Origin of the sequence: Mycolicibacter sinensis (genome assembly GCF_001673565.1) — a bacterium.
Taxonomy (GTDB): Bacteria; Actinomycetota; Actinomycetes; order Mycobacteriales; family Mycobacteriaceae; genus Mycobacterium; species Mycobacterium sinense_C.
Genome location: NZ_LZMF01000094.1, coordinates 21,333 through 37,028 on the forward strand (window position 1 = coordinate 21,333; position 15,696 = coordinate 37,028).

A 15,696-nucleotide genomic window follows, 5' to 3' on the forward strand; every position below is an offset into this window, starting at 1 on the left:
CATGTCGGGCATGCCAACACCCCATATCGAATACGACCTTTTGTTGCCGCTGCTGATCGTCTTCGGCACCGCGGTCACCGGCGTGCTCTTCGAGGCGTTCGTGGCACGGCGGGCACGCTACCTGGCGCAGGTCCTGCTGGCCGTCGGCGGATTGACCGCCGCGTTCGCCGCCGTCGTCGCCGTGGGCCGGGATTTGCCGGCCGTCGGCCACATCGCGGTGCTGGGCGCGGTGGCGGTCGACCGGCCGGTGCTGGTGCTGCAGGGCACGATACTGCTGGTCGGGATCATGGCCGTCGTCTTCATCGCCGAACGCAACGTCGGCGCCGCCGAAGGACCGGGCGCCGCGACCGCCGTGCCCCGGGGGCTGGATTCGTTCACCCCGCAGGCATCCACGGTCCCCGGCAGCGCCACCGAACTCGACGCCGCCCGCAGCGGCTTCACCCAGACCGAGGTATTCCCGCTGACCGTGCTGGCGGTCGGCGGCATGCTGGTGTTCCCCGCCGCCAACGACCTGGTCACGATGTTCGTGGCCCTGGAAGTGCTCTCGCTGCCGCTGTATCTGCTGTGCGGACTGGCCCGCTACCGGCGACTGCTGTCGCAGGAAGCGGCGCTGAAATACTTTCTGTTGGGCGCATTCTCCTCGGCGCTGTTCCTGTTCGGCGCGGCCCTGATCTATGGCGCGACGGCAACGCTGGCACTGCCCGAAATCGGCGAGCAGTTGTTCGCCCACAGCCGCGACCCGCTGGCGCTGATCGGCGCCGGGCTGCTGTTGGTGGGACTGTTCTTCAAGGTCGGCGCCGTACCGTTTCACTCCTGGGTGCCCGACGTCTACGTCGGCGCGCCCACACCGATCACCGGCTTCATGGCGGCCGCCACCAAGGTCGCCGCATTCGGGGCGATGCTGCGGATCGTCTATGTGGCACTGCCGGCCCTGCACGACCAGTGGCGTCCGCTGCTGTGGCTGATCTCGGTGCTGACCATGGTGGTCGCCACCATCGCGGCGATCACCCAGACCGAGATCAAGCGGATGCTCGCTTACTCCTCGATCGCCCACGTGGGCTTCGTGCTGACCGGCGTGCTGGCCGCCATCCCGGCCGGTGTCTCCTCGACGCTGTTCTATCTGGTGGCCTACAGCTTCTCCACGGTGGGCGCCTTCGCGGTCGTGAACCTGATCCGCGGCTCGGGCGGCGAGGAAGAGCTCGACATGTCCCGGTGGGCCGGCCTGGGGCAGCGCTATCCCGTTGTGGGACTGCTGTTCTCAATGTTCCTGCTGGCGTTCGCGGGCATCCCGTTGACCAGCGGCTTCGTCAGCAAGTTCGCGGTGTTCAAGGCCGCCGCCGAGAGCGGCGCCGTCCCGCTGGTGGTGATCGGCGTGGTCACCAGCGGGGTCGCCGCCTACTTCTACGTCCGGGTGATCGTGCTGATGTTCTTCACCGACTCCCCCGCCGACCCGCCGCAGCTGGTGCTGCCCAGCGTCTGGAGCAAGGCGGCGATCGCGCTGTGCGCCGCGGTCACCATCGGGCTGGGAGTGTTCCCGCAGCCGTTGCTCGACCTAGTGGATGCCGCCACCGTGTTCGCGCGCTGATCCCCGGCGGGCCCGTCGCGGCGGGTACATCATGGACGGGTGGACGAATTCGAGCGCCTGGTCGCGATGCTGGACTACACCATGTTCGTGGTGACCACCGAGGCCAACGGGCATCGCTCGGGCTGTCTGGTCGGGTTCGCCACCCAGACCAGCCTGCAGCCGCCGCGGTTTCTGGTCGGGGTCTCCGAACGCAACCACACCTTCGGAGTGGCGGCGCAGTCCGAGCATCTGGCCGTGCATGTCCTGTCGCGGCGCGACATCGAGCTGGCCCGGCTTTTCGGCGGTGAAACCGGCGACGACATCGACAAGTTCGCGCGCTGCTCCTGGCATCGCGGGCCGGCGGGAATGCCGATCCTCGACGATGTGCCGGCCTGGTTCGTCGGCAAGACGCTGAGCCGTATCGAGCTCGGCGACCATCTGGGTTACCTGTTGGAACCCGTCGCCGGGCACGCCGACCAGAACGCCGGGGACCTGCTGGCGTTCTCCGATGTCGGCGACATCGAACCCGGCCACCGCGCCTGAGGCGGCCGGTGGACGGTCAGCTCGGCCGGCGCACCGGCAGGTCGGCAGCTTGGTAGATCGCGTCGATGACGGTCATGTTCTCGATCGCGTCTTGCGGCGTGGTGCGCACCGGCGCGCCGCGCAGCACCGCGTCGGCGAACGCGTCGAGCTGAAAGGCGTAGGAGGCCCGGTGGGTGAAGCGTTCGACGCGCTTGCCGTGCTGGGAGTGCACCCGCAGCCGGTGCAGGTACTGGGGCATCAGCGGGTTGAGCGCCCGCAGCTCCCCCCGATCGCCGATCACCCGAGCACTGACCTGCAGCAGGTTCGTCGACCACAGTGAGCAGCGGACCGACCCGGTGTGTCCGGCCGGGAACCGCAACTGTGCCGTCATGGCCCGGTCGATCTGCGGATCGCGCAACTTCGCCTGTGCCGAAACGACTTCCGGGGTCGCCCCGCCGAAGGTGCGGGCCATGTGCACCGCATAACAGCCGGCGTCCATCAATGCGCCGCCGGCAAGCGAGAAGTCGTAGCGGATATCGGAGAACCGCGGCAGCGGGAAGCTCAGCGCAGCGTCCACCCGCCGCAGCGTGCCCAGCTCCCCCGAGGCGATGATCTCCTCGATGCGCAACGTCATCGGGTGATACCGGTAGTGGAACGCCTCCATCACCACCCGGTCGGTCGCTGCGGCCACCTCGGCGATCTCGCGGGCTTCGGCGGCGTTGGCAGTGAACGGCTTCTCGCACAGCACATGTTTGCCGGCGGCCAGCGCCGCGCGGGTCCACCGCCCGTGCAGGTTATTGGGCAGCGGGTTGTAGACCGCGTCGATGTCCGGATCGGCGATCAGCTCGTCGTAGCCATCGTGCACCCGGCCGATGCCGTGCTTGCGCGCAAAGGCGCGGGCACGTTTGCCGTCGCGGGCCGCGACCGCGCTGACCACCACCTCCGGGTTATCGGCTGCGGGTTTGAGCAGCGATATCGGGGTGATCCGCGCCGCACCGAGCACACCGATGCGTAGTCCGGGCCGCGAAGGGGTCATCGGTCGGTGGTCCTTTCCAGGATGAAACCGGCCACCCGCCGGCCCGCCAGCGTCGCGCTGGTCATGTCGATCACCGCCCGCGCCTGCTCACGCACCGGGGTCTTCGGATCCAGCACCGACAGGTAGACCTCGTGCGCGGCCAGCGAATCCACCGCGGTGTCGAGGTAGCCGTCCACGATCTCGACGTGGGTGGGCGCCGGCCCGTTCTGGAACAGCCAGCGCGGCGGGCTGTCCAGCGCGTCCCAGACGTCGGTGACCGCGGCGGCGAACTCGATGTGGTCGGCTTGGTTGGGAGCACCCGGCGCGAACTGCGCGCCGCCGTAGATCGCCACCACCACGTCGGGGCGGACGTCGGCGATCACCGAGGCGATCTTGGCGCGCAGCTCCGGCGTGTTACGGATATTGCTGTCCGGGAAGTCCCAGAAGTCGACGTGCGGCACGCCCACGATGGCCGCCGCCCGCCGTTGCTCGGCCTCCCGGACCGGCCCGGCCTGCTGCGGATCCATCCCGGCGATTCCGGCCTCGCCGCGGCTGGCCAGCGCGTAGCGGACGGTCTTGCCGGCGGCGGTCCACTTGACGACCGCGGCGGCGGTGCCGTACTCGGGATCGTCGGGATGCGGCACCAGCACCAGAAGCGATGCCCAGTCGGCCGGGAAGGGCTGCGGTTCGGTCGAGGCGGACATCGGGTTATGCCATCACACCGTGGGCGATGATGTCGGCGGTCCGTTCCACCCAATCCCCGCCGAGATCATCGTCGGGGCGCAACATCATGCCCAACAGCGTTGCGCCGCCGATCAATTCGACCAACCGGCCGGGATCGACATCACGCGCGTCACCGCGGCGCACCGAATCGGCCACCCATCCGCGCATCACCTCGAACAGGCCCGCGAATCGCTCGAGGATGCGGGCGGTCAGCTCGGCATTGCCGGCCATGTCGGCGATCAGGCCGGGCAAGGCGGCCCGCACCACCGGGCTGGTGAACGCATCGCGCGCACCGGCCATCATCGCCCGCAGGTCGCCGGCCACATCCCCCGGCGGCGCGGTCACCGCCGTCGGCGGCACCGAGAAGGCGGCCTCGTGCACCAGTTCGGCCTTGCTGGGCCAGCGGCGGTACAGCGCGGTCTTGGTCGTGCCGGCCCGCTCGGCGACGGCCGCCAGGCTCAAATTCGAATATCCGACCTCGACAACCAGTTCCGTGGCGGCCTTCAATATGGCAGCGTCGATACGGGGATCACGGGGCCGCCCGGCCCCGGGTCCCTTGTCAACCGATGAAGGTTCTGCTTTCATAACGCTACCTGTCGTATCGTAATTAGTGTGACGGAGGATGCAACCGTGGTCGACCAACCGACTGTGGAACGAGATGTTGGCCGGATCCAGCGTTCCAGCCGTGATGTCACCACCTTGCCCACGGTAATGTCTCGCTGGCTTGCGACGCAGCTGCCCGGCGGGGCCACGCCGGAGATCACCGTGGAAAGCGGCGTCGACACCAACGGCATGTCGTCGGAGACGATCATGCTCACCGGCCGCTGGATCGCCGACGGCACCCCGGTCGAGCAGCGCTGGGTGATGCGGGTGGCCCCGGCCGGCGAAGACATCCCGGTGTTCGAGACCTACCGGTTGGACCATCAGTTCGAGGTGATGCGACGCGTCGGGGAACTCACCGACGTCCCGGTGCCCAAGGTCCGCTGGATCGAACCCACCGGAGAGGTCCTGGGCCGGCCGTTCTTCTTGATGGACCGCATCGACGGCCAGGTGCCCCCCGACGTCATGCCCTATACCTTCGGCAGCAACTGGTTCGCCGACGCAGCCGACGAACAGCAACGGACCCTGCAGGACGCCACCATCGAGGTACTGGCCAAGTTGCACCAGATCCCGGATGCCGCAACGACGTTCGACTTCCTCGACGAGCGACGCAGCGGCGAGTCCGCGCTGCAGCGGCACTTCGCCCACGTCCGCGACTGGTATGAGTTCGCGGTACCCGACATCGGCCGCTCGCCCCTGCTGGACCGCACCATCGCCTGGCTGGAGGCGAACTGGCCGGCCGACGCGGCCGCCGGCGAGACGGTGCTGTGCTGGGGCGACTCCCGGATCGGCAACGTGCTCTACCGCGACTTCCGCCCGGTCGCCGTGCTGGACTGGGAGATGGTGGCGCTCGGGCCGCGCGAACTGGACGTGTCCTGGGTGATCTTCGCGCACCTGGTGTTCGAGGAACTCGCCGGGCTGGCCGGATTGCCCGGCCTGCCGCAGGTGCTGCGCGAAGAGGACGTCCGGACCGGCTACCAGCGACTCACCGGCGTCGAACTGGGCGACCTGCACTGGTTCTACGTCTACGCGGGCCTGATGTGGGCGATCGTGTTCATGCGCACCGGGGCCCGCCGGGTGCACTTCGGGGAGATGGAGAAGCCCGACAATCCCGAAGCCCTCTTCTACCACGCAGGATTGCTGAAAAAGCTGATCGGAGAACAGAACTGATGCTGGGACCTCTCGACGAATACCCGGTTCACCAACTGCCGCAACCGATCGCCTGGCCGGGCTCCTCGGACCGCAACTTCTACGACCGGTGCTACCTGAACGCCCACGACCGCTCCGGGGACATCTTCTTGATCACCGGGTGCGGCTACTACCCCAACCTCGGCGTGAAGGACGCCTTCGTGCTGGTCCGCCGCGGTGACACTCAGACCGCGGTGCACCTCTCCGACGCCATCGACTCCGACCGGCTCAACCAGCACGTCGGCAGCTATCGGGTGGAGGTCACCGACCCGTTGCGTTCGCTGCGGGTGGTCATGGACGAGACCGAGGGCATCGCGCTGGACCTGCGCTGGGAGGGCCTGTTCGACGTGGTGCAGGAGCAGAGGCACATCCTGCGCACCGGTACCCGGGTGACGCTGGACGCGCAGCGCTTCGCCCAACTGGGCTCCTGGAGTGGGCAGATCGTCATCGACGGCGAGCAGATCGCCGTCGACCCATCGGTCTGGATCGGATCGCGCGACCGGTCCTGGGGTATTCGCCCGGTCGGCGAACGCGAACCGGCCGGCCGGCCCGCCGACCCGCCGTTCGACGGCATGTGGTGGCTGTACGTGCCGATCGCGTTCGACGACTTCGCGGTGGTGATGATCATCCAGGAGGAGCCCGACGGATTCCGTTCGCTCAACGACTGCACCCGGATCTGGCGCGACGGCCGCGTCGAACAGCTCGGCTGGCCGCGGGTCTCCACCCGCTACCGCTCCGGTACCCGCATCGCCACCGGGGCCACCATCGAAGCGACCCGGCCCGACGGCACCCCGGTGGTCTTCGAGGTGGAATCCAAACTGCCGGTGCCGATTCACGTCGGCGGCGGCTACGGCGGCGACAGCGACTGGCTGCACGGGGAATGGAAGGGCGAGAAGTTCACCGAGCGGCTGACCTACGACATGACCGATCCGGGCGTCCTCGGGCGCACCAGCTTCGGGATGATCGACCACGTGGGGCGGGCGGTGTGCCGCGACGGCGACGCCGCCCCGGTGGAGGGCTGGGGCCTCTACGAGCACGGTGTACTGGGCCGGCACGACCCGACCGGGTTCCCCGACTGGGTCACCATGGCGCCTTAAGCGAGGTTGGTGACGATCTCGCCGATCAGCGCCGGGGCGACCGGCGCGGCCTGGTAGACGCAGACGGTGTCGGAGATGCCCTCGACCCGGTCACGGATGTGCGCGGCCACCTGCGCCGGTGTGCCGCAGGCGGCGATGGTGTGCAACACCTCATCGTCGATCAGCGCACCCATCTGGGACCAGCGGCCCTGCTTGGACAACGCGTTGAGTTCGGGCTGCAGCTCCTGCCAGCCGTGTTCGGCCAGCACCGGCGCATACGCGGGAGTCGACGCGTAGAAGCCGAGCAGCATCCGGGTGGCGGCTTCGGCGGCCTCCTGTTCGGCGTCGGTGGCTCCGGTGGCCACGATGACTTCGGGCACCACGGCGAACTCCTCTTCGCGCCGGCCGGCCCGTTGCAGCCCGGCGCGCACGGCGGCCATCGTGACCTGGTGCAGAAATCGCTTGGTGGAGAACGGCATCACCAACAGCCCATCGGCGTGCTCGGCGGCCGCCCGGGTCAGGCGGGGCCCCAATGCGCCGAGGAAGATCGGCGGGGCGCCGTGCGGGTTCGGCCCGGGGCTGAACGTCGGGGTCATCAGGGTGTGGCGGTAGTAGTCACCGCGAAAATCCAAGCGGGCGCCGTTGTCCCAGGAGTCGAAGATCGCCCGTAGCGCTGCGATCAGTTCGACCATGCGCTGCACCGGGTGGTCGAAGTCGGCGCCGAACCGCTTCTCGATCTGGGCGCGCACCTGGGTGCCCAACCCCAGGACGAACCGCCCACCGCTGAGCAGCTGATGGTCATTGGCCTGATGCGCCAGATGGATCGGGTTGCGCGGGAAGGCGATCGCGACGTTGGTCATCAGATCCAGCCCGCCCACGCCGGCCGCCAGCGTCAGCGGCGCGAACACGTCATGGGGGCCCTCGAACGTGAACACCCCGTGTACGCCGGCGTCGCGCAGTTCGCGCGCCTGCTCGGCGACGCCGGTAAGCCCGCTCAGCGCGGTGAGGACTTTCACCGCCGCTAGGAGATGATTTCGCGATCGGCCGCGAGGCCGTCGACGGATCCGGTGGCCAGCTCCACGAGGTCACGCAGCTCACGGTTCACCGCGTCGGGGTGCTCGAGGATCGAGCAGTGCCCCCCGCTCATCTCGACGAACCGAACGAGATTGGGTGTGGCCGAGGCGATCCGATGCGATGCGACGATCGGCAGCAGCCGGTCGCGGGTGCTGCCGATGACCAGGGTGGGGACCGTCAGACCCTCCAGACTGATATGCGAGGGGCCGAGCGAGTCGACGAGCGCCCGCACCCAGTGACCGCGGCTGGCCGCGGGGGTCTTGGCGAAAAGCTCGCAGATCAGCGGTGCGACAGAGGCATCGGCCTCACCACCGACGGCGAGCATGTGCACGAACTGCCGTACCGCCAGGTTCGCCGGTCCCACGATCGGCACGCTGCCGAAGGTCAGCAGCACCCGGCGCGCCGCCTGTACCCGAGTCCGGTGCAGGGGTGGCGGCACCCGGAACAGGTCGACGTGCGCAAGCAGGTCCCCGGTGGTGGTGTTGATCAGCGCGACCGCGTCGGCACGCTGGGCGACCCGGTGCCGGTACCGGTCCGACCAGGCGCTGATCGCGATTCCGCCCATCGAGTGCCCGGCGATCACCGCGCGCTCCCCCGGCTCCAGAGCGGCTTCCAGCACCGAGTCGAGATCGGAGGCCAGATGCGTCAGGCTGTATCCGCCGCGCTTGGGCACCTCGCTGCGCCCGTGGCCGCGATGGTCGTAGGCGATCACCCGAAAGTCGCGGGTCAGGTCGGCGATCTGATGGCCCCATACCCGGATGGAGCAGGTGATGCCGTGCGCCAGCACGATCGGGTAACCATCGGGTGGGCCGAAGACCTCGGCGTGCAGGCGGGTTCCGTCGGCTGCCCGGACCGCCATGGTGCGGCCGGACGGCAACGCCGCCGGAAGCCTGTCGACACCCCTACGCCGCCGATCGGACCTTTGAGAACTCATTGCCACTCCATCGGAGATGCGGCAACGCTGCCGCACCGCGAGTCTAGCGTCGTGGTCTAGGTTTTCGGTAGGCCACTGCTCTCCACCTGACGAAGGGGGCGCCATGCGCGCGGTACAGATATCTCAGCTCGACGGACCGGGCGCCGCTCGGCTGGTCGAACTCGACGAGCCGACCGGCCACGACGGGGTCGTCGTCATCGACGTGCACGCCGCCGGGGTGGCGTTTCCCGACGTGCTGCAGTCCCGCGGCCTCTACCAGCACAAACCCGAACTGCCGTTCATACCGGGCGGGGAGGCCGCCGGGGTGGTGCGCAGCGCCCCGCCCGGCGCCCATGTCCGCGCCGGTGACCGGGTGGCGGCTCTGACCATGCTCAACGGCGCGATGGCGCAGGTGATCGCGCTGCCCGCCGCCCAGGTGTTCAAGCTGCCCGACACGGTGTCGTTCGAGGCCGGGGCGGGGCTGCTGTTCAACGACCTCACCGTGCTGTTCGCGCTGACCACGCGCGGCCGGTTGGCGGAGGGCGCCACCGTGCTGGTGCACGGCGCCGCCGGCGGCATCGGCACCTCGACGCTGCGGCTGGCCGGTCCGCTCGGGGCGTCGCGGGTGATCGCCGTGGTCTCCACCCCCGCCAAAGCCGAGGTGGCCCGGGCCGCCGGTGCCACCGACACGGTGCCGGCCGACGGGTTCCGCGAGGCGGTCGCCGAACTGACCGGCGGCAAGGGAGTGGATCTGGTGCTCGACCCGGTCGGCGGTGACCGGTTCACCGACTCGCTGCGATCGCTGGCCCCCGGCGGCAAACTGCTGGTGGTGGGGTTCACCGGCGGTGAGATTCCGACGGTGAAGGTGAACCGGCTGCTGCTCAACAACATCGACGTGGTCGGGGTCGGCTGGGGCGCATGGGTGATGTCGCATCCGGGCGAGCTGGAGCGGCAGTGGTCCACGCTGGAGCCGCTGTTGGCCTCGCGGACGGTGTCCGCGCCGCAACCGGAGGTGTTCGCCCTGGAGCAGGCCGCCGATGCGCTCGCAGCACTGGAGAACCGCACCGCGGCCGGCAAAGTCGTGCTGCGGATGCGCGACTAGGCCGCGGGGTCGTCGTCGCGCTTGCCGGGCGCGAAGTAATCGAACGCAGCCCGCAGGTCGGCAAGGTTGCCGTCGGTTCCCTGAAGCGACAGCGCGACATCACCAAAGGTCTTCGCGCCCAGCCTTTTCCGGCCGGCAAAGGCGGCCGAATCGTTGAGGTAGAGGTACGCCAGCTGCACCCGGCCCGCGTCCACGGTCGCGATGCGCTCGATGGCGCTCCACGGAATCACCCGCTTACCGTTGCGGCGTCCGTAGACGCCTTCGGCGTCGACGCGAACCTCGACACCGGACTGGAAAAGGCGCGGGGCGACGGTCGCCAGACCTAAGCCGAAGACAACGATCCCCGTCCAGCCGAAGACGTGCAAGGCCTGTGGCGACCAGCCGCGGATCGGCCCTACCGGCCCGAATCCCCCGGCCATCCACACCCCGCCCAGAACGAATGCCAGGGCGATGGCGACCAACAAGGCGATTTTGCGCCGGTCCAGATGAGCCTCGAACGGCATGTGCCCCTCCCGCTGTGTCGACGCCGATGACATTAGTGCGCCGTTCCGCTACGTGTCGGCATCGGCAATGCGCGCCTTGAACTCCGGGCACTCGACCAGCGGGCTGTGGGTGCAGGTCACGGCGTGGGTGAGGCTGTCGCGCATCCGGGTGAGCCGGGCGATCTCGTCGTCGAGTTGGTGGGCCTTCTCGGCCATTCGCCCCCGCAATTCGGTGTCGCTGGGCGTGGCTCGCAGGAATCGTTCGATCTGGGCGAGCGTGAACCCGGCCGCCTTGGCGCAGCTGATCAGCGCGAGCCGGTCGAGCACCGCGGGTTCATAGGTGCGGCGCAGGCCGTTGCGTTCGCCCGAGCTGATCAGCCCCCGCCGCTCATAGAACCTCAGCGCCGATGACGCCAGGCCGGACCGGGTGGCCACTTCGGCGATGTCCAGCATGGCCTTCTCCTTGACTTGAAGTGCGGTTCAAGTCAGAGACTAGCGAGGAACCGCCCGCAAGGAAAGGAACCCAAGCGTCATGCCACTGCACCCACAGGCCCAAGACCACCTCGACCGCCTGGCCGGCACCAACTTCGCCGACCTGCACACCTTCGCCCCCCAACAGGTCCGACACGCCATGGGGCTGCTGACCCACAGCCTGGGCACCGGCGAAGCCGTCGCCAGCGTTCGAGACCGCATCATCGCGACGCAAGCCGGCGACCTGCCGGTCCGGATCTATCACCCGCACCCGGACGAGTCACGCCCGGTAATCGTGTTCTTCCACGGCGGCGGCTTCGTGCTCGGCGACCTCGACACCCACGACGGACTGGCCCGAGCACTGGCCAACCGCACCGGCCGGGTCGTCGTCTCCGTGGACTATCCGCTGGCCCCCGAACACAAATACCCGGCGGCGATCAACGCCGGCTTCGCGGCCACGACGTGGGCGGCCGACCACACCGCCGAATTCGGCGGCGACGGCACCAACATCGCCGTCGCCGGTGACAGCGCCGGGGGGAACCTGGCTGCCGTCGTCGCCCTGATGGCCCGCGACGCCGGCGGGCCCGCTATCGCCCACCAGGTTCTGATCTACCCCGACCTGGATTTTCGGCGATCGAACGTCTCGATCCGCGAGTTCGCGGGCAAGTTCGGCAATATCAGCCGGGCGACGCAGCAGTGGTTCATGGACCACTACCTCACCGGCGAACACCAGAAGCTCGAAGGATACGTCTCGCCGCTGCTGGCCCCCAGCCTGCACCGGCTCCCGCCGGCGCTGATCGTCACCGCCGAGTTCGACGCACTGCGCGATGAGGGCGAACAGTACGGTGCGCGACTGCGCCAGGCGGGAGTTCGCGTCAACATCAATCGCTACGACGGCATGATCCATGAATTCATCCGCTGGCCGTTCGACGCCGCCGACCGAGCGCTCGACGACATCGCGGCCGCGCTGACGCCGTAACGCTTGGCAAGGCCCCCGACGCCGAGGCGAAGACGTTGTGTCTGGCAAAATATCGCCTAGTCTGTTCACTGGACGCTATGTCCAGCGAGATTGGATGACGCGAGGAGCACGACGCGATGCCAGCTACGGCGGCTTCCCTGGACCCTCAGCCGGCGGGCTACGACCCCGAGTGGATACGGGCGAAGTACGCACTCGAACGCGACAAGCGGATGCGGCCCGACGCGGTGAGCCAGTTCATCGAGGTCACCGCGGACTTCTCGCACTATGCCGACGATCCGTGGACCGAGCGCACCGAACGCGACCCGGTACACGACCACGTCCAGGTGGCGATCATCGGCGCCGGTCTGGGCAGCCTGATCGCTGCCGCACGGCTGCAGGAATCCGGTATCGACGACATCAGGGTGATCGACACCGCCGGCGACTTCGGCGGCACCTGGTACTGGAACCGCTACCCCGGCGTGCAGTGCGACGTCGAGTCCTACATCTATCTGCCGCTGCTCGAAGAGCTGAATTACGTTCCCACCGAGCGCTATGCGCACGGCCCGGAGATCCGCGAGCACCTGCAGAATGTCGCCAAGCACTACCGCCTGTACGACAACGCGTTGCTGGGCACCACGGTCACCGGCCTGCGCTGGGACGAGTCGGCCAAACGCTGGCAGATCAGCACCGATCGCGGCGACGCGTTCACCGCGACGCTGGTCGCCGTCTCGCCGGGATCGCTCACCCGGCCGAAACTTCCGGGCATCCCCGGCATCAACGAGTTCCGCGGGCACACCTTCCACACCAGCCGCTGGGACTTCGGCTACACCGGCGGGGACGAATCCGGCGGGCTGACCGCGCTGGCCGACAAGCGCGTCGGCGTCATCGGCACCGGTTCGACTGGGCTGCAGTGCGTCCCGCACCTCGGTGAGTGGGCCCAGCAGCTCTACATATTCCAGCGGACCCCGAGCACCGTCTCGGTGCGCGGCAATCGCCCCACCGACCCGGCGTGGGCGGCAAGTCTGAAGCCCGGCTGGCAACGCGAGCGGATGGAGAATTTCACCCGCGTCACCTGTGGTGTGGAGATGGACCTCGATCTCACCGACGACGGCTGGACCCAGAAGGCCCTGCAACTGAGCGAATCCGCGGTGATCCGGGAGACCCGGCGCCTCGGCCGCGAGATGACGCCCACCGAGATCGCCGACTTCCTGTTCCGCGCCGATTATGAGGCGATGGAACGGCTGCGCGCACGAATCGATGAAACCGTTCGCGATCGCAAGACCGCCGAATCGCTCAAGCCGTGGTACCGGCTGAACTGCAAACGCCCCGGCTACCACGACCAGTACCTCGACACCTTCAACCGAACCAATGTCACGTTGGTCGACACCGACGGGCGCGGCGTCGAGCGGTTCACCGAGACCGCCGTCGTCGTCGACGGCGTCGAATACGACGTCGACGCACTGGTCTTCGCGACCGGCTTCGAGGTGGGCACCGAGTTCACCCGCCGGCTCGGTTTCGAGATCATCGGACGCCACGGCGTGCGCCTGAGTGACAAGTGGGCCAAGGGCATGCGCACGCTGCACGGCCTGCAGACTCACGGCTTCCCCAACTGCTTCTTCCTCGGCTACACCCAGTCCGGGGTCTCCCCCAACTACACCCACACCGCCGAGGAACGGGCCCACCACTTCGCCTACCTGGTCAGCACGTTCTCCCAGCGCGGCGCGAGCACCATCGAGGCCACCAAGGCCGCCGAGGAGCAGTGGCTGGCCGCAATGGATGCGGCGTCGGAGAAGCCCCGCGCCTTCTACGCCGAGTGCACGCCGAGTTACCTGAGTTCCGAGGGGGATCGGGAGAATCCGCACGGCATGCTGTCGACCAACTTCGGCGGCAAGCCTGTCGAGTTCTTCGACATGCTCACCGCCTGGCGCTCCACCGGCCGGCTGGAGGGGGTGATTCTGGAATGACCTCCGCCGCACCGAAACTCACGATGCGCGACCGGCACCGCATCATGACCCGCGATCACATCATGGCCGCCGCGCTGGAGGCCTTCGCCGAACGCGGCTACGTCGCGGTGACCGTCGATGACATCGTGCGCCGGGCCGGGATCGGGCGGGCCACGTTCTACCTGCATTTCGACTCCAAGGCGGCGGTGCTGCGCGAGCTGCGCAACACCCGGATGACCGTGTGGGCCCAGCAGGACGCCCCGCGCGGCGGCCGATCGGGACGGCCGTCGATCCGAGCCTTCTTCGAGAAAGTGGTCGACTTCTACACCTCCGCACCGCAGCTCTACACCGCCCTGCACCAGGCGCGGGCGGCCGATCCGCAGTTCGCCGCGGCGCACCGCGCCACCATGGAGGCCAACGTCACCGAGTGGATCGAGGCCGACGCCATGCCCGGTGCCACCGAGGCGCAGCTGCGGCTGGCCATCGCGATGATGTACACCATGGTCGACTCCTTCATGCATCTGTGGCTGGTCGACGGTTGGCCGCTGGAGCGCGAGGCCGCCATCGAGGCGATGACCGACGCCCTGCACGCCACCATGCGCTGAGACGTTCCAGGGAAAGGGCAACCCCATGACGACGAGCTCGGCGCAGCAGACCAAACGTCGGGGCATCATGCAGTCGCTCACCGGGCTGAGCGTCCGCTACGTCGAACGCCTGATGCCCGATCCGTATCTGTTCGCGGTGATCCTGACGCTCATCGTCGCCGGACTGGTCGCCGTGCTGGTGCGCGGAGCATCGGCTCGCGGCATGCTGTCGGCGTGGTACGCCGGCGTGTGGGGCCCGCAGAACATCTTCACGTTCGCCTTCCAGATGGCGCTGATCCTCGTGACGGGCTACACGCTGGCCGAGGCGCCCGTGCTGAAGCGGGCCATCCTCCGCATCGCGGGAACGCCGCGCAACCAGGTGCAGGGCGCGTTGCTGTGCTTCACCGTGAGTGCCGCTGCATCCCTGCTGAACTGGGGCCTCGGGCTGGTGGCCGGCGCGCTGGTCGCCCGCCAGGTCGCGCGACGTTTCCCCGAGTCGCATTTCGGTTACCTGATCGCCGCGGCGTTCATGGGCTTCATCGTCTGGACGCAGGGGCTGTCGTCGTCGATCGCGCTGGCCAACACCGATGCCAACAGCCCCATCAACGTGATCCACAAGATCGCCGGAATCAACGTGCCGTTGAGCCAGACCATCTTTCAGCCCTACAGCTGGCTGTCGGTGCTGATTGTGCTGGCGGTGCTCGCCCTCGCAGTGCGCCGGATGGAGCCCGCCGACAGCCTGGCCCCCGATCCCGCGGTGTTCGACGACGACACAGCAGCCGTTGAGGAAGCCGTTGAGCCACCGAGCAGCAAGTCGTTTGCCGAATGGCTGGAAAACCAGTGGATCCTCAACGTGCTGCTGTTCGCCGCGGGCATCACGTATTTCGCGGTGAGTGGTTTCGCGCTGAACATCTCGTCGATGATCATGCTGTTCACCATCACCAGTGCGCTGCTGCACCGCACCCCGATCCGGTTCATCCGGGCGTTCACCGGTGCCGCGAAGGTGTCCGGCCCCCTGCTGCTGCAATATCCGCTGTACGGCGGCCTGATCGGCCTGCTCGCCTATCAGGGAGCCGACGACTCCGAGCCACTGCAGACGCTGCTGGCCCAGACGCTGGTGAACGGTGCGAGCCAGTACACGCTGCCGTTCCTGACGTTCATCAGCTCGGTGATCATCAGCCTGTTCGTGCCCTCCGGAGGCGGGCATTGGGCGGTGCAGGGCCCGATCGCCGTCGACTCTGCGCTGTCGATCGGCCAGCACTCCCCCGCCTATCTCGGATTGATCTCCATGGCCGTCGCCGTCGGTGAGGGTGTGGCGAACATGATCCAGCCGTTCTGGCTGCTGCCACTGCTGGCGATCGCGAAGCTCAACGTCCGTCAGGTGATGGGATTTACCATCGTGGCGTTCGGTATCGGGTTGGCGGTGTTGGGGACGATGACGCTGATTGCGCCACTGATCATTTGAGCGCGGGGATCGTCAA

Annotated in this window: 16 protein-coding genes; 9 read left to right on the forward strand and 7 right to left on the reverse strand. The window is 68.3% G+C overall.

Annotation, left to right across the window (positions count from 1 at the left end; genetic code table 11):
* The first annotated feature begins 1 nt into the window (after position 1).
* Complete coding sequence (nuoN, locus tag A5648_RS14455) at positions 2–1,585, forward strand: NADH-quinone oxidoreductase subunit NuoN (RefSeq protein ID WP_065025217.1); 1,584 nt, start codon at positions 2–4, stop codon at positions 1,583–1,585.
* Positions 1,586–1,651: 66 nt separating this feature from the next.
* Entirely contained in the window at positions 1,652–2,107 is a 456-nt protein-coding gene (locus A5648_RS14460; protein ID WP_207511718.1) for a flavin reductase family protein, read from the forward strand.
* A 16-nt stretch (positions 2,108–2,123) separates the two neighbouring features.
* On the opposite strand, the gene A5648_RS14465 is transcribed toward A5648_RS14460, so the two are convergent.
* From A5648_RS14465 to A5648_RS14475, 3 genes are read right to left on the reverse strand one after another with little or no spacing between them, the layout of a single operon-like run.
* Positions 2,124–3,122: a Gfo/Idh/MocA family protein gene (locus A5648_RS14465; protein WP_065025219.1), complete on the reverse strand. Its 999-nt coding sequence runs from the start codon at positions 3,120–3,122 to the stop codon at positions 2,124–2,126.
* Positions 3,119–3,805: a PIG-L deacetylase family protein gene (locus A5648_RS14470; RefSeq protein ID WP_065025220.1), complete on the reverse strand. Its 687-nt coding sequence runs from the start codon at positions 3,803–3,805 to the stop codon at positions 3,119–3,121. Before A5648_RS14470 ends, A5648_RS14465 begins: the two co-directional genes overlap by 4 nt.
* A gap of 4 nt (positions 3,806–3,809) precedes the next feature.
* The gene (locus A5648_RS14475; RefSeq protein ID WP_065025221.1) at positions 3,810–4,409 is read right to left on the reverse strand and encodes a TetR/AcrR family transcriptional regulator; all 600 of its coding nucleotides are present in this window, start codon (positions 4,407–4,409) and stop codon (positions 3,810–3,812) included.
* Positions 4,410–4,436: 27 nt separating this feature from the next.
* Between A5648_RS14475 and A5648_RS14480 the strand changes: the two genes are divergently transcribed.
* Entirely contained in the window at positions 4,437–5,594 is a 1,158-nt protein-coding gene (locus A5648_RS14480; RefSeq protein WP_428844343.1) for a phosphotransferase family protein, read from the forward strand.
* Positions 5,594–6,709, forward strand: a complete 1,116-nt coding sequence (locus tag A5648_RS14485; protein WP_064854773.1) for a hypothetical protein — start codon at positions 5,594–5,596, stop codon at positions 6,707–6,709. The genes A5648_RS14480 and A5648_RS14485 overlap by 1 nt, the downstream gene beginning before the upstream one ends.
* On the opposite strand, the gene A5648_RS14490 is transcribed toward A5648_RS14485, so the two are convergent.
* Together A5648_RS14490 and A5648_RS14495 are read right to left on the reverse strand one after the other, a co-directional pair.
* A complete protein-coding gene (locus tag A5648_RS14490; protein WP_065025223.1) occupies positions 6,706–7,704 on the reverse strand; it encodes a TIGR03617 family F420-dependent LLM class oxidoreductase in 999 nt (332 codons plus the stop codon). The genes A5648_RS14485 and A5648_RS14490 overlap by 4 nt on opposite strands.
* Positions 7,705–7,709: 5 nt before the next feature.
* A complete protein-coding gene (locus A5648_RS14495) occupies positions 7,710–8,696 on the reverse strand; it encodes an alpha/beta fold hydrolase (RefSeq protein WP_065025224.1) in 987 nt (328 codons plus the stop codon).
* Positions 8,697–8,799: 103 nt separating this feature from the next.
* On the opposite strand from A5648_RS14495, the gene A5648_RS14500 reads away from it, so the two are divergent.
* The gene (locus A5648_RS14500) at positions 8,800–9,777 is read left to right on the forward strand and encodes an NADPH:quinone oxidoreductase family protein (protein ID WP_065025225.1); all 978 of its coding nucleotides are present in this window, start codon (positions 8,800–8,802) and stop codon (positions 9,775–9,777) included.
* Here A5648_RS14500 and A5648_RS14505 read toward each other — a convergent pair.
* The gene (locus A5648_RS14505) at positions 9,774–10,280 is read right to left on the reverse strand and encodes an STM3941 family protein (RefSeq protein WP_065025226.1); all 507 of its coding nucleotides are present in this window, start codon (positions 10,278–10,280) and stop codon (positions 9,774–9,776) included. The two genes, A5648_RS14500 and A5648_RS14505, sit on opposite strands and share 4 nt — an antisense overlap.
* 48 nt (positions 10,281–10,328) lie before the next feature.
* A complete protein-coding gene (locus A5648_RS14510; RefSeq protein ID WP_065025227.1) occupies positions 10,329–10,712 on the reverse strand; it encodes a MerR family transcriptional regulator in 384 nt (127 codons plus the stop codon).
* A 79-nt stretch (positions 10,713–10,791) separates the two neighbouring features.
* Here A5648_RS14510 and A5648_RS14515 point away from each other — a divergent pair, with 79 nt between their 5' ends.
* The 4 genes from A5648_RS14515 to A5648_RS14530 all read left to right on the forward strand — a co-directional run bounded on the left by A5648_RS14515 (position 10,792) and on the right by A5648_RS14530 (position 15,680).
* The gene (locus A5648_RS14515) at positions 10,792–11,709 is read left to right on the forward strand and encodes an alpha/beta hydrolase (protein ID WP_065025228.1); all 918 of its coding nucleotides are present in this window, start codon (positions 10,792–10,794) and stop codon (positions 11,707–11,709) included.
* Between the two features lie 116 nt (positions 11,710–11,825).
* Positions 11,826–13,652 (forward strand): flavin-containing monooxygenase, encoded by a 1,827-nt coding sequence (locus tag A5648_RS14520; protein WP_065025229.1) that lies wholly within the window; start codon positions 11,826–11,828, stop codon positions 13,650–13,652.
* Positions 13,649–14,236 carry a TetR/AcrR family transcriptional regulator gene (locus A5648_RS14525; RefSeq protein ID WP_065025230.1) on the forward strand — a complete coding sequence of 196 codons (588 nt, stop codon included), beginning with the start codon at positions 13,649–13,651 and terminating at the stop codon, positions 14,234–14,236. Before A5648_RS14520 ends, A5648_RS14525 begins: the two co-directional genes overlap by 4 nt.
* Before the next feature lie 25 nt (positions 14,237–14,261).
* The gene (locus A5648_RS14530; RefSeq protein WP_065025231.1) at positions 14,262–15,680 is read left to right on the forward strand and encodes a TIGR00366 family protein; all 1,419 of its coding nucleotides are present in this window, start codon (positions 14,262–14,264) and stop codon (positions 15,678–15,680) included.
* Positions 15,681–15,696 lie beyond the last annotated feature (16 nt).

Excerpts from the sequence above, each read along its gene's own strand:
- nuoN (WP_065025217.1), top strand. The coding sequence starts at position 2 with ATGTCGGGCATGCCAACACCCCATATCGAATACGACCTTTTGTTGCCG.
- A5648_RS14460 (WP_207511718.1), top strand. The coding sequence starts at position 1,652 with ATGCTGGACTACACCATGTTCGTGGTGACCACCGAGGCCAACGGGCAT.
- A5648_RS14465 (WP_065025219.1), bottom strand. The coding sequence starts at position 3,122 with ATGACCCCTTCGCGGCCCGGACTACGCATCGGTGTGCTCGGTGCGGCG.
- A5648_RS14470 (WP_065025220.1), bottom strand. The coding sequence starts at position 3,805 with ATGTCCGCCTCGACCGAACCGCAGCCCTTCCCGGCCGACTGGGCATCG.
- A5648_RS14475 (WP_065025221.1), bottom strand. The coding sequence starts at position 4,409 with ATGAAAGCAGAACCTTCATCGGTTGACAAGGGACCCGGGGCCGGGCGG.
- A5648_RS14485 (WP_064854773.1), top strand. The coding sequence starts at position 5,594 with ATGCTGGGACCTCTCGACGAATACCCGGTTCACCAACTGCCGCAACCG.
- A5648_RS14495 (WP_065025224.1), bottom strand. The coding sequence starts at position 8,696 with ATGAGTTCTCAAAGGTCCGATCGGCGGCGTAGGGGTGTCGACAGGCTT.
- A5648_RS14500 (WP_065025225.1), top strand. The coding sequence starts at position 8,800 with ATGCGCGCGGTACAGATATCTCAGCTCGACGGACCGGGCGCCGCTCGG.
- A5648_RS14505 (WP_065025226.1), bottom strand. The coding sequence starts at position 10,280 with ATGCCGTTCGAGGCTCATCTGGACCGGCGCAAAATCGCCTTGTTGGTC.
- A5648_RS14510 (WP_065025227.1), bottom strand. The coding sequence starts at position 10,712 with ATGCTGGACATCGCCGAAGTGGCCACCCGGTCCGGCCTGGCGTCATCG.
- A5648_RS14515 (WP_065025228.1), top strand. The coding sequence starts at position 10,792 with ATGCCACTGCACCCACAGGCCCAAGACCACCTCGACCGCCTGGCCGGC.
- A5648_RS14520 (WP_065025229.1), top strand. The coding sequence starts at position 11,826 with ATGCCAGCTACGGCGGCTTCCCTGGACCCTCAGCCGGCGGGCTACGAC.
- A5648_RS14525 (WP_065025230.1), top strand. The coding sequence starts at position 13,649 with ATGACCTCCGCCGCACCGAAACTCACGATGCGCGACCGGCACCGCATC.
- A5648_RS14530 (WP_065025231.1), top strand. The coding sequence starts at position 14,262 with ATGACGACGAGCTCGGCGCAGCAGACCAAACGTCGGGGCATCATGCAG.